The sequence below is a fragment of the Streptomyces xinghaiensis S187 genome, assembly GCF_000220705.2.
GTDB lineage: Bacteria > Actinomycetota > Actinomycetes > Streptomycetales > Streptomycetaceae > Streptomyces > Streptomyces xinghaiensis.
Genome location: NZ_CP023202.1, coordinates 2752738 through 2765204 on the forward strand (window position 1 = coordinate 2752738; position 12467 = coordinate 2765204).

8 protein-coding genes are annotated in these 12467 nt (G+C 75.3%); all 8 read right to left on the reverse strand.

From position 1 onward, the window contains the following. Nucleotides 1–89: 89 nt before the first annotated feature. The gene (locus SXIN_RS11705; protein WP_095756956.1) at nt 90–2147 is read right to left on the reverse strand and encodes an ABC transporter permease subunit; all 2058 of its coding nucleotides are present in this window, start codon (nt 2145–2147) and stop codon (nt 90–92) included. A gap of 103 nt (nt 2148–2250) precedes the next feature. Then, complete coding sequence (locus SXIN_RS11710; protein ID WP_019710439.1) at nt 2251–3429, reverse strand: quaternary amine ABC transporter ATP-binding protein; 1179 nt, start codon at nt 3427–3429, stop codon at nt 2251–2253. Beyond that, nucleotides 3426–5003: a GMC family oxidoreductase gene (locus SXIN_RS11715; RefSeq protein WP_019710440.1), complete on the reverse strand. Its 1578-nt coding sequence runs from the start codon at nt 5001–5003 to the stop codon at nt 3426–3428. The genes SXIN_RS11710 and SXIN_RS11715 overlap by 4 nt, the downstream gene beginning before the upstream one ends. A 63-nt stretch (nt 5004–5066) precedes the next feature. Then, on the reverse strand, nt 5067–6569 hold the full coding sequence (locus SXIN_RS11720; protein ID WP_019710441.1) for an aldehyde dehydrogenase family protein: 1503 nt from the start codon (nt 6567–6569) through the stop codon (nt 5067–5069). Nucleotides 6570–6831: 262 nt separating this feature from the next. Then, nucleotides 6832–7821 (reverse strand): malate dehydrogenase, encoded by a 990-nt coding sequence (locus SXIN_RS11725; protein ID WP_019710442.1) that lies wholly within the window; start codon nt 7819–7821, stop codon nt 6832–6834. A 584-nt stretch (nt 7822–8405) separates the two neighbouring features. Then, nucleotides 8406–9602 (reverse strand): helix-turn-helix domain-containing protein, encoded by a 1197-nt coding sequence (locus SXIN_RS11730; protein WP_095756957.1) that lies wholly within the window; start codon nt 9600–9602, stop codon nt 8406–8408. 470 nt (nt 9603–10072) lie between these two features. Further along, complete coding sequence (locus SXIN_RS11735) at nt 10073–11326, reverse strand: helix-turn-helix domain-containing protein (RefSeq protein ID WP_095756958.1); 1254 nt, start codon at nt 11324–11326, stop codon at nt 10073–10075. Next, nucleotides 11323–12282: a peptidoglycan-binding protein gene (locus tag SXIN_RS11740; RefSeq protein WP_095756959.1), complete on the reverse strand. Its 960-nt coding sequence runs from the start codon at nt 12280–12282 to the stop codon at nt 11323–11325. The genes SXIN_RS11735 and SXIN_RS11740 overlap by 4 nt, the downstream gene beginning before the upstream one ends. Nucleotides 12283–12467: the final 185 nt, after the last annotated feature.

Sequence of the window (12467 nt, forward strand, 5' to 3'; positions counted from 1 at the left end):
TTCCTTATCCATGGGTGCGTGAACAGCGTTGGTGCGTGAGGCGCGTGAAGACCGCTGGTGCGGGAGCGCCGTGCGGCGGCCGGCGGTGGTCAGGTGTCCTTCCGCCGGGCGGTGGTGGGCTGGGTGACCCGGTCCAGGACCAGGCCGAGGCAGACGATGGCCGCTCCGGCCACCAGTCCGACGCCGAGGTCACCGCGCGACAGGCCGTAGACGACGTCGTAGCCGAGGGCTCCGCCACCGACCAGGCCGCCGACGATGACCACGGCGAGGACGAGGACGATGCCCTGGTTGACGGCCAGCAGCAGGGCCGGGCGGGCCAGTGGCAGCTGCACCTGGCGCAGCAGCTGGGTGCCGCTCGCCCCCAGGGAGCGGGCGGCCTCCACCGCGGCGGGGTCCACCTGCCGCAGCCCCTGGGCGGTGATCCGGACGACGGCGGGGAGCGCGTAGACCACGGCCGCGACGATGGCGGCGACCCGGCCGACCGCGAACAGCGCCACCACCGGGATCAGATAGACGAACTGCGGCATCGTCTGCATGGCGTCGAGGACGGGCCGCAGCGAGCGGTCCACCCAGGGGACCCGGGCCGCGAGGACGCCCGTGGCGAAGCCGAGCAGCAGGGTCACCACCAGGGCCGCGAGGACCTGGGACAGGGTGTTGAGGGACTCCGGCCACACCCCCATGACGCCGATCGCGGCCATCGCGAGCACCGCGGTGAGCGCGGTCCGCCAGGTGCCCACCGCCAGGGCGAGCGCGGCGACCAGCAGCAGGACCAGCCACCAGGGCAGCGCCACCAGGCCGTCGTGCAGCGGGTTCAGCACCCAGTCGGTGAAGGCGCCCGCCCACACCTCGGTGCCGCCGACGACGGGCAGGCCGTCCCGGAGCTGCGCGATGACCGAGTTCTTGAAGTCGTTGACGGCCGGTGAGATGTCGTACGTCCACGCCGCCGGCCACTCCGCGGTGGTCAGGAACCGGCCCGCCACCGCCAGGGCGGCCGTACCGGCGACGACCGCGGCCCAGGCGGCCGGCCCGCGCAGGAGACGCGGCCCGGCGGTGCGCCCGGTGTCGTCCAGCCGCGCTCCGGCCGCCGCGGTGGTGCGGTCCAGCCAGATCGCGATGAGGACGATCGGGATGCCGGCGGCGAGCGCCTGGCCGACGTCGACGGTCGACAGCGCCTGGTAGATCTCCTCGCCGAGACCGCCGGCTCCGACCAGCGCCGCGATGACGACCATGGACAGCGCCATCATGATCGTCTGGTTGAGGCCGAGGAGCATGTCCTTGCGCGCCAGCGGGATGCGGACGGTCAGCAGCCGCTGGAGCGGGTTCGCGCCGAGCGAGGCCGAGGCCTCCAGCACCGCCGCGTCGGTGCCGCGCAGCCCGAGGGCCGTGAGACGGGCCATCGGCGGCGCGGCGTAGATGACGGTGGAGAACAGGGCGGCGGGCGTGCCGATGCCGAAGACCAGCACGAACGGCAGCAGATAGGCGAAGGCCGGGAGCACCTGCATGGTGTCCAGGACCGGGCGCAGCAGCCGGTGGACGCGGTCGGAGAGGCCGGCGGCCAGCCCGAGCAGCACACCGATGACGGCCGCCACGGCCACCGCGACGATCATCAGGGCCAGGGTCAGCACGGCGGGTTCCCACATGCCCAGCAGTCCGCAGGCGGCGAAGGCCCCGAGGGCGGTGGCGGCGGTCCGCAGCCCCTTGCGGTGCGCGAGGCCGCCGGCCCGCCAGGCGAGGAGGACCCCGCCGGCGGTCACCCCGAGCCAGCCCAGTGACAGCAGCAGCTGGTACACCGCGTCGACGGAGGCGGTGGCCGTGTTGCTGAGGTGCAGGAGGAAGTACAGGAAGAGGGGGTGGGTGTCCCGGTTGTCGATGATCCAGTCGCTGAGCCCGTTCAGCGGCTCCGAGAGCTCGGCCCGGAGCGCGGCCGGCCAGGTGCCGGTGAACTCGGTCGCGGCGGCCAGGGACAGCAGGACGAGCAGGACGGCGGCGAGCATGACCGCCTTGCCGGCGGGCAGGCGGGGCAGACGGGCGACGGCTGCCCCGGTACGCCCGGCGGTGCTGGTCTTCTCCGGCTGCCCGGGCTCCCCCGGCGGGCCGCCGGTGCCGGGGCCGGCCGGTGCCGTGGCCGGGGAGGTGGTCGCGCTCATGCCGCCGCCCCCTGTGGGGCACGGGCCGGGCGGGCCGGCCGGAGCCGGGGGCGGGGCCGGGGCCCGGCCGTCCCGGGCAGGTGCCGGGTCGCGGATCGCGGTCTCATCGGGCCGCCACCGCCTTCTCGCCGGCTATCGCGGCCAGCAGGCACCCGGCGTCGACGACGCCCAGGCAGCGGCCGCCCTCCATGACGCGCACGGGGGCGCCGGAGCGGGCGACGGTCCCGACCGCCTCGGCGACCGTGGTGTCCGGGGCGACCGTCTCCCCGGACCGGCCCTCGCCGTCCTCGGCGGGCCGCATGGCGTTCCGTACGGTGACGACCTGTTCGCGGGGCACGTCGCGGACGAAGTCCCGTACGTAGTCGTCGGCCGGGGAGCTCACGATCTCCTCGGGGGTGCCGAGCTGCACGATGCGGCCGTCGCGCATCAGCGCGATGCGGTCGCCGAGGCGCAGCGCCTCGTTGAGGTCGTGGGTGATGAACACCATCGTCCGCCCCTCCTCCCGGTGCAGGCGGATGACCTCCTCCTGCATGTCGCGCCGGATGAGCGGGTCGAGCGCGCTGAACGGCTCGTCGAAGAGGAGCACTTCGGGGTCGACGGCGAGCGCGCGGGCGAGGCCGACGCGCTGCTGCTGGCCGCCGGAGAGCTGGCCGGGGCGGCGGTGCTCCATCCCGGTCAGGCCGACCTTCTCCACCATGGCGGCCGCCCTGGCCCGGCGTTCGGCCCGGCCGATCCCCTGGATCTCCAGGCCGTAGGCGATGTTGTCGAGGACGGTGCGGTGCGGCAGCAGCCCGAAGTGCTGGAAGACCATCGACGCCCGGTGGCGGCGCAGGTCGCGCAGGTGGGCGCGGTCCATGGCGAGCACGTCCTCGCCGTCCATGGTGAGGGTGCCGCCGGTGGGTTCTATCAGCCGGGTGAGGCAGCGGACGAGGGTGGACTTGCCGGAGCCGGAGAGGCCCATGACGACGAAGACCTCGCCCCGGTGGACGTCGAAGGAGACGTCGCGGACGGCCGCGGTGCAGCCGGTGCGCTCGCGCAGTTCGCGGGCGGAGAGGTCCGCGTGCGCACTGCCGGGGATCTTGTCCGCGCCGGGCCCGAACACCTTCCACAGGCCGCGGACGGAGAACACGGGTACGGCGGGGTCGGCGGGGGCGGCGGGGCCCCCGGCCGGGGCCGCGGTGGCTGCCTTCTCCGCGGTCTGCGCGGTCTGCGCGGTCTGCGCGGTCTCGGCGGTGGCTGGGGCGGCCGGCGTGGCCGGCGGGTCGGCTTTCTCGGCGCTCATCGCGCGTCATCTCCCGGGGTCGTCGGGTCGGCGAGCAGGTCCGCGCACTTCTCCCCGACCATCAGCACGCCGATCATCGGGTTGACGGCGGTCATGGTCGGGAAGACGGAGGCGTCGGCGATCCGGATGCCCTCCAGGCCCCGGATTCTCAGGTGCGGGTCGACCACGGCGAGCGGGTCGTCCGCGGCGCCCATCCGGCAGGTGCCGGCCGGGTGGTAGACGGTGTGGGCCGCCTTGCGGGCGTACTCGCCGAGTTCCTCGTCCGAGGTGATCTCCGGTCCGGGGGCCACCTCGCGCTTCAGCCAGTGGGCGAGGGGTTCCGTCTTCGCGATCTCGCGGGCGAGTTTGATGCCGTCCACCAGCGTGCGGCCGTCGTAGTCGTCCTCGTCCGTGAAGTAGCGGAAGTCCAGGGCCGGTTTCACCGCCGGGTCCGCGCTGGTGAGGTACAGCCGGCCGCGGCTGCGCGGTTTGGGGATGTTGGGGGTCATCGACACCCCGTACGGGGGCTTCTCGTAGCCCAGCCGCTCGGGGTTGTCGGTGAACGGGATCTGGTAGAAGTGGAACATCAGGTCCGGGCCGCTGGACGCGGGGTCCCGGCGGACGAAGAGGCCCGCGTCCGAGTCCATCGCCGAGTTCTCCGGGATGGGCCCGTGGGTCTCCCAGACGATCACCGACTCGGGGTGGTCGAGCAGGTTCTCCCCCACGCCCGGAAGGTCGTGGACGACGGGGATGCCCAGCGCCTCCAGGTCCTCGCGGGGGCCGATGCCGGAGTGCAGCAGCAGCCGGGGGGTGTCGACGGCGCCCGCGCAGACCAGCACCTCGCGCCGGGCCCGCAGCAGCGTCTCCGTACCGTCCGCGGCGCGGACGTGCACGCCGGTGGCGCGGGTGCCGTCCAGCTCCAGCCGGTACGCCCAGGTCTCCAGCAGGATGCGGAGATTGGGGCGGTCACCGGCCTCGATGTGCGGGTGGAGGTAGGCGACGGAGGCGGAGGAGCGCTTGTTGGTCTCCGGGTGGTAGGCGAGGTCGAAGAATCCGGCGCCCTCGTGGAACGGCCGCTCGTTGAACCCCTCGACGCGGGGGACCCCGGCGGCCTCACGGGCGGCCTCGACGAAGTCCCGGGCGATGGCGTTCCGGTCCTTCTCGTCCACGGCGACGATGTTGTTGCGCAGCTTGCCGAAGTAGGGCTCCATGGCCGCCGCGTCCCAGCCGGTGGCGCCCGCCCCGGCCCACTCGTCCCAGTCGCCGGGCAGCGGCTTGAAGCTGATGAGCGTGTTGTGCGAGGAGCAGCCGCCGAGGACCCGGGCCCGGCTGTGCCGGATGTGGGAGTTGCCGCGCGGCTGCTCCGTGGTCGGGTAGTCGTAGTCCAGCTCGCCGCCGAGCAGGCCCAGCCAGCGGCGCAGCGTGAGCACGTCGGGGCGGTCGATGTCGGACGGGCCGCCCTCGACGAGGGTGACGGTGACCGAGGGGTCCTCGGCGAGCCGCGAGGCGATCACCGAGCCGGCGGTGCCGCCTCCGACGATCACATAGTCGGCTGCCGCCGGATCGGGGCGGGTGGTCGCGGACGGCGGTGGCATGGGTGGTGCTCCTCCTGGGAAAACGGTGCGCGTGAGGTCGGTGCGGCAGAGGTCCGGGGTGGGTCAGCCCGCGAACCAGCGCTGCGGGCGGGGGTCGAGGTTCTGGTAGATGTGCTTGGCCTCGCGGTACTCCGCGAGCCCCGCCGGACCCAGCTCCCTGCCGGTGCCGGACCTGCCGAAGCCGCCCCACTCGGCCTGCGGCAGATACGGGTGGTAGTCGTTGATCCAGACGGTGCCGTGGCGCAGCCGTCCGGCGACGCGCCGGGCGCGGCCCGCGTCGGCGGTCCACACCGCTCCGGCGAGCCCGTACTCGGTGTCGTTGGCGAGGGCGACGGCCTCGTCCTCGTCGCGGAAGGTCTCGACGGTCAGCAGCGGGCCGAACGTTTCCTCGCGGACGACCCGCATCTCCCGGTGGCAGGCGTCCAGCACGGTGGGCGAGTAGAACCAGCCGGTGGCCGGGCGCACGGCGGAGGGCTCGGGGCGGGAGCCGCCGGCCCGGACGACGGCGCCCTCCTCGCGGGCGGAGGCGACGTACATCTCGGTCTTGGCGAGCTGCTGGGCGGAGACGAGGGGGCCGCACTCCACGCCGTCCTCGGTGCCGCGGCCGAGTCTGATCGCGGCGGCGCGGCGGGCGAGTTCGGTGACGAAGCGTTCCCGGACGGACTCCTCGACGATGAGGCGGGCGCCGGCCGAGCAGACCTGGCCGCTGTGGAAGAAGGCGGCGTTGAGCGCCTGGTCGACGGCGGTGTCGAAGCCCTCGTCGGTGGCGCAGGCGTCGGCGAAGACGACGTTGGGGTTCTTGCCGCCCAGTTCCAGGGCGACCTTCTTCACGGTCGCGGCGGCGGCCCGGGCGACCTTGGTGCCGCTGGCCAGTCCCCCGGTGAAGGAGACCAGGTCGACGCCGGGGTGCTCGGAGAGCCGGGCCCCGACGGGGTCGCCGGCGCCGGTGACGAGGTTCGCGACCCCCTCCGGGAGCCCCGCCTCGGCCAGCAGCCGGATCAGGTGGACGGTGGACAGCGGGGTGATCTCGCTGGGCTTGAGGACGAAGGTGTTCCCCGCGGCGAGGGCGGGGGCGACCTTCCAGGACGCCTGGAGCAGGGGGTAGTTCCAGGGGGTGATCAGCGCGCAGACGCCGACGGGCTCGTGCACCACGACGCTGTGCACCCGCGGGTCGCCCGCGTCGACGACCCGGCCGCCGCTCTCGTGCTCCACGAGGCCGGCGAAGTAGCGGAAGGCCGCCGTCACGTCGTCGACGTCGACGCGGCCCTCTTCGAGGGTCTTGCCGGTGTCGCGGCTCTCAGTGAGCGCGATCTCCTCGCGGTCGCGCTGGAGCAGTTCGGCGACGCGGCGCAGCAGTTCCGCGCGCTCGGCCACCGGGGTCCGGGGCCAGGGCCCGGAGTCGAAGGCGCGGCGCGCGGCGGCCACGGCGGCGTCCGTGTCCCCGGCGTCCCCCTCGGCCACGAGCGCCAGGACGGTGGCGTCCGCGGGGTCGAGCACCTCGCGTGTGGCGCCGGATGCGGCCGCGCGCCAGGTGCCGTCGATATGGAGGGTGTCGAGGGCCGACATGGGGGTTCCACCTTCTCTGCCTGGATGTGCGTGCCGGTGCGGTCGGGATTGAGGCACCGGCGACGGGGAACCATCCCCCCTTGGCCGAAAAGTATGCGGAAAACTTAACGCTGAGTGTTTTTCCTCACTTACGGTTCGGTTAAGGCCCCTGACGGACGACGGCCCGTCGCCGGTCCGTGACAGACCGGCGACGGGCCGTCGCCAGGCTCCGTACCGGCCGCGGGCCGGGGCGGGGCGGGGCGGGGCGGGGCGGGGCGGGAGATCAGAGCAGGCCGAGACCGCGCACCGCGTCGCGCTCCTCCGCCAGCTCCCGCACCGAGGCGTCGATGCGGGTGCGGGAGAACTCGTTGATGTCCAGAGCCTGGACGATCTTGTAGGCGCCGCCCTCACAGGTGACCGGGAAGGAGGAGATCAGGCCCTCCGGGACACCGTAGGAGCCGTCCGACGGGATGCCCATGGAGGTCCAGTCGCCCTCGGCGGTGCCGTTGACCCAGGTGTGGACGTGGTCGATGGCGGCGTTGGCGGCCGAGGCGGCCGAGGACGCGCCCCGGGCCTCGATGATCGCGGCACCGCGCTTGGCCACGGTCGGGATGAAGGTGTCGGCGAGCCAGGCCTCGTCGTTCACGGTCTCGGCGGCGTTCTTGCCGGCGATCTCCGCGTGGAAGATGTCCGGGTACTGGGTGGCGGAGTGGTTGCCCCAGATCGTCAGCTTCTTGATGTCGGAGACCGCGGCGCCGGTCTTCGCCGCGAGCTGCGAGATGGCGCGGTTGTGGTCCAGGCGGGTCATCGCGGTGAAGCGCTCGGCCGGTACGTCCGGGGCGGCGGCCTGCGCGATGAGCGCGTTGGTGTTGGCCGGGTTGCCGACGACGAGGACCTTGACGTCGTCCGCCGCGTGATCGTTGATCGCCTTGCCCTGGGGCTTGAAGATGCCGCCGTTGGCCTCCAGCAGGTCACCGCGCTCCATGCCCTTGGTCCGGGGGCGGGCGCCGACGAGGAGGCCCACGTTCGCGCCGTCGAAGGCCACGTTCGGGTCATCGGTGATCTCGATGCCGCGCAGCAGCGGGAAGGCGCAGTCGTCGAGCTCCATCGCGGTGCCCTCGGCGGCCTTGAGCCCCTGCGGAATCTCCAGGAGGCGCAGCTTGACCGGCACGTCCGCGCCGAGGAGGTGACCGGAGGCGATACGGAAGAGCAGCGCGTAGCCGATCTGCCCGGCCGCGCCGGTGACGGTGACATTGACGGGAGTGCGAGTCATGTGCGATCTCCTGCTGCGGGTCGTGGTGGGTGTCCCTGCCCCATGTGATCTTCGGCCTCCCGGCCCGGTTGTGCCCGGGAAAAGCAAGGTGCGGGAGACCGGCGTCAGGCTATCCGACCGCGGGTCCGCGGGGCCCTGCCGCCCCTGTGTGTCCCGGCTCACGGCCCGCGGGGCGGGGGACGCACGGGGGTGGGTACGGGGGGTGCGCCGGGTGCTGGAGCCGCGCCCTGCGGCTGTACCGGCGCGGCGGTGACGGGGCGGCGGCGCGGAGTACGGGGTGCGGGGGCGCGGGGTGGGGCGGCGGGGGCGGCCGCTCGTCGAGGAGGGGGGGAGACGAACGGCCGCCAAGGGGGTGTGCCGCACCCGTGGGGGGTTGTCGGTCGCCTGCCCCCGAGCGGCGGACCCATGCACCGCGGAGGGCGGAAAGAAGCGGACGGACCGCCACCGGTGCGGTGACGGTCCCGTCCTCGCGGCTGAACGGCGGGCCCACGGGTGAACGGCCGACCCATGGGTGAACGGCTCGCCCATGGGTGAACGGCTGCCGCCCCCGTCCGCGGCGGCGCCGTGGACGGGGGCGAGGTCGGCTACCCCGCGGCGGTCGGGCCGCCCTGGGTCTGCGACGTGCCCGACCCGGTGCCGCCCGGCGGGGTGGAGGTCCCGGAACCCGGCGGGGCGGAGGTCCCGGAGCCGTCCTCGCCGCTGGGACGCGCGCAGCCCTTCTCACCGGCCACCGTGGTGCCGCAGACCTCGGCGTCGGCCGGCTCGCCGGCGGCCACCATCAGGGTGTACGCCTCCGTCACCCCGGGCTGTCCCCCGCTCCCCGCGGCGACCTCGGCGCTCTCGCTCTGCTGCCCCACGGCGACCCGCACCGAGTCGCCGGCGGCCGCCTCGGTGATCCGTGCCCAGACCGCGCCGCAGACCTCGCTGTGCCGCATCTCGACGAACGCCGCGCCGACGCGGACCTCCGTGACGGTGCGGGCGTACTCACCGCCGCAGCCCTGCTCCTCCGGGTCCTCGCCCGTGCAGGCGTCGCCCGAGCAGTTCACGCCCTCGGGGAGTTCCGTCGGCTCCGGAGTGGGTGTCGGCGTGGTGGCGACCCGGGCCTTGCCGTCCGCCGGGGCCCCGTCGCCGAGGTCGAGGAAGAACACGGCACCGGCGGTCACGGCCAGCGCCCCGGCCAGTCCGAGGCCGAACAGCAGCAGGCGCCGGGCGCCGCCGGAGCCCGTACCGCCGGAGCCCGTGTCGCCGGAGCGTGCCTCGCGGCCCCCGCCCGGCCCGGCCCCCGGGGCCGTCACGACGGACAGCGCGACGGTGTCGGGGGTCGGGTGCCCGGGCTCGTCGGGAGCGGCCGGGTGTCCGGGCGTTCCCCGCCCGGGAGCCGGCCGGCCGCGCGAGGGCACTCCGGGCGCCGTGGGTCCGGCCGCCGCGCCGCCGGGAGCCGGCTGCCCGGGCGCGGACTGCCCGGGCGGCGGCGCCTGCCGTTGTTCCGCGGCGGGATCGTGACCGGCCTCGGCGCGGGCCCAGGCCGCCTCGGCCCGTTCCCACTGGGCCGTGAGCGGCCCGGTGGCGTAACCCGTCACCTCGGCCAGCGCCACCACCGCGCCCAGCGGCGGCAGCAGACGGCCGTTCAGGTAACGGTCCCACGAGGTCTTGCTGTAGCCGGTACGGTCCGCGACGGACCCGACCCCCAGACCGCTGAGCTCGACGATCCGGCGGAGCTGTCCGGTGAACTCCCGTATTTGCGGGTCCAGTTCCTCCGGCAGCACCTTCCAACGAGGCATTGCCTCCCCCTGTTCCCCCCGCGTGTGCACAAGTACCCGGCCGCGGTCTGGCCTCCCAGCACAACACCGCCTGCCGTCAAGGATGTTCGGGATCAGGATGTCAGTTCCCCCGCGGCTGCGACACGGGTGTCCCCCGTTCGGGACGCGGGCGCCCGGGACGACGTCCCGCGCCGGCGGCGGTACGCCCGTATCCGTCCCGGTCGGGAGGGGTTGGGCCGTGGGGCCGGGCGGATACGGGGCCGGGGCGCGGCCCGGCGCGGCCGTGCGGGACCGTTACCGACTGCCGACACAGCCCGCACAGCGTGATCACGGCGTGCCGGAACGGTCACTTCCGAGCCACAGAGCACCCTCGTCTCTTGTTCCCGAACACGCGGACGAAGAGGCTCTGAGCCAGGCGGAGCTCGTCCCGGCCCGGGGGAGGGGACGGGCTCCGCCGTCCGCGGTGGCGCGGGGAGCCGGAGCCGTACCGGTCAGGTCGTGCCAGCACCGGCGGCCCCGTCCCCGGTCGTGTCCCCGTCCCCGGCCGTGCCGAAGCACTCGCGCTGCCCTCCCGTGGCCGGGAGCAGACAGGCGCGGAGGGCCGACCGCTCCCCGGCCCCGATCATCGGCGTGTAGAGATAGCTCTCGGCGTCGTACCGGTCGGCCACGGTGGCCTGCTGGAACCGGCCGCCCGGGGCGGTGATCCGGATCCGGTCACCGACGCCCGACTGCCAGATCCGGGCCCAGGCGGCACCGCACCGTTCGCTGTAGCGGATCTCCATGCCCGCGCCCCCGGCCGTGCGGTGACCGCCGAGCGTCCGCACGGCGATCCCGCAGCCCATGCTCTCCGGGTCCTTCCCGTCGCACGCCGCTCCCCGGCAGCCCGGCGGCGGCAGGCTCGGCGACGCGGAGGCGGAGCTGCCCGGTCCCGCGGCCGCCTGCCCCCCGGCACCGTCGGGCAGGACACCGCCCAGGGCCAGCGCGCCCGCGACGGCCGCGATCGCGCCGACCGCGGCGACGACCGCGGTCCGCCACCGCGCCGCGGGCGGCCATCGGAGCGGACGGAGCGGGCGGCTGCCCGGGCCCGGCGCCTCCGGCCGGACCGCGACCGCTTCCCCGGCCCTCCCGGTCGTCCGTGTTCTCCCGGCCGCGCTGCCGCCGGCCGCCGTGCCTCCGGCCGTCTCCGCGGATGTCCCGGCGGGGGCGCCGGTGGGTGTGCCGGTGGACGGCTCGGCCGCGGCCCGCCGCGGCTCCGCTCCGGCGGCCTCCCCCGGTGCCGCCCCGGCGCCGTCCGCCCCGCCCCGCGCGGTACCCGGCGGCCGGCCGGCCTCCGCCGCCGTTCCGGGCCCCTCCGTGCCGGCCCGCGCCCCGGCCGTCCGGCCTCGCGGGGTGCGCGTGGCACGCGGTGGGCACGGGGCCGCCGAGCCGAAGGCCCCGCGGCCGCTCCACTCGGCGTCGGCCAGGTCCCAGAGCACCAGCAGCCGCTCCGGGCGCTCCCCCGCGAGCCGGCAGAGGGCTTCCACGGCCTGCCGCGGCACCTGTTTCTTCCCGTTGAGGTACCGCTCCCAGGAGGACTTGCTGTACGGGGTGCGCTCCGCGAGCGCCGCGAGGCTGAGCCCCGTCCCCTTCCGAAGCTCCCGCAACTCCTCGGCCAGACGGGCGCATTCGGGGGCCAGGCCGGGCGGCCGGGCGGCGGGCGCACGCCCCGGTCCGGGCGAGCGAGGAGACCCCTGGGTCCCGGTCATCCGCGCAGCACTCCCCAGGTGTGCGGGCCGACCTTGCCGTCGACCACGAGTCCGTGCTCGTCCTGGATCCGTTTGACGGCCCGGGCGGTGAGATCGCCGTAGATGCCGTCGATGCCGCCCGGGGAGAAGCCGTGGTGCTTCAGCAGGCACTGGGCCTCGACGACGTCCCACCCGGTGGTGGAGTCCTGGAGCACCGCGTCGCGGGTCGCGCTGTGCCCGGCGCCGAGGAGGCCGTTCTCCCGGCGCACGTCGCAGCGGTAGGTGCGTCCCGGCTCGTAGACGAACGGGCCGTCGTGCGCCCGGGCGGAGGGCTCCGCCGGGGTGGAGGAAACGGCCGCGCCGGGAGCGGCCGGGGTGTCCCCGCCCTCCCAGGGCGCGGCGACCAGCAGCGCGGTCCCGGCGGCCACGGCGGCCACGGCGAGGCCGGCCACCACGGGTACGCGCAGGCGGCGGCGCCGGGTGGGCTCCGGCGCGCGGGCCGGATCCGGGCCCGGGCCGGGGAGCGGGTCCTCCGGCCCGCCCGGGTGCGGTACGGCAGAGGCCGCCCGGGCCGTGCCGTCCTCCGCCGGTGCGTCTCCTGCCGGGCTGTCCCGCGCTCCGCCGTCTCCCGCCGCGCCGTCCCCCGCCGGGCCGCCCCCCGCTGCGCCGTCCTCCGCGCCGGTGCTCCCGGCCGCCGGGGCTCCGGCGGTCCGGCGTCCGGCCGCCTCGGCCAGTTCGTGGAGCACCAGCAGCCGGGTGGGGTCGGTACCGCCGAGCCGGGCGAGCTGCTCCACCGCCTGACGCGGCGGCAGCGCCTTCCCGTTGAGATAGCGCTCCCAGGAGGAGCGGCTGTACGCGGTCTTCCGTCCGAGCGAGACCAGGCTCAGCCCGCTGCGGTCCTTGAGCCGTCTCAACTGCACCACCAGCTGCCGCGTGCGCTCGTCGAGCGTGTCCGGCAACTGCTTCCAACGCGACATGCTCCACCTCATCCGCGTCCGGAGCCCCGGAGGGAGGTTATCCCCCACCACGCCCGAGAACTTGGCGGCGGAGCGCGGGGTTTCTCCGCCCGGCATCCGAACCGACGGGTTCCGGTCAGGGTCCCGTGCCCGGGCGCGTCCCCGCTCCGTACCGTTCCGGGCGGCGTCCCAGCAGGTGGGGGCGG

What these genes read in the sequence shown, in the direction of transcription:
- SXIN_RS11735 (WP_095756958.1), bottom strand. Translation starts at nt 11,326, where the DNA reads ATGACCGGGACCCAGGGGTCTCCTCGCTCGCCCGGACCGGGGCGTGCG.
- SXIN_RS11715 (WP_019710440.1), bottom strand. Translation starts at nt 5,003, where the DNA reads ATGCCACCGCCGTCCGCGACCACCCGCCCCGATCCGGCGGCAGCCGAC.
- SXIN_RS11730 (WP_095756957.1), bottom strand. Translation starts at nt 9,602, where the DNA reads ATGCCTCGTTGGAAGGTGCTGCCGGAGGAACTGGACCCGCAAATACGG.
- SXIN_RS11740 (WP_095756959.1), bottom strand. Translation starts at nt 12,282, where the DNA reads ATGTCGCGTTGGAAGCAGTTGCCGGACACGCTCGACGAGCGCACGCGG.
- SXIN_RS11725 (WP_019710442.1), bottom strand. Translation starts at nt 7,821, where the DNA reads ATGACTCGCACTCCCGTCAATGTCACCGTCACCGGCGCGGCCGGGCAG.
- SXIN_RS11705 (WP_095756956.1), bottom strand. Translation starts at nt 2,147, where the DNA reads ATGAGCGCGACCACCTCCCCGGCCACGGCACCGGCCGGCCCCGGCACC.
- SXIN_RS11710 (WP_019710439.1), bottom strand. Translation starts at nt 3,429, where the DNA reads ATGAGCGCCGAGAAAGCCGACCCGCCGGCCACGCCGGCCGCCCCAGCC.
- SXIN_RS11720 (WP_019710441.1), bottom strand. Translation starts at nt 6,569, where the DNA reads ATGTCGGCCCTCGACACCCTCCATATCGACGGCACCTGGCGCGCGGCC.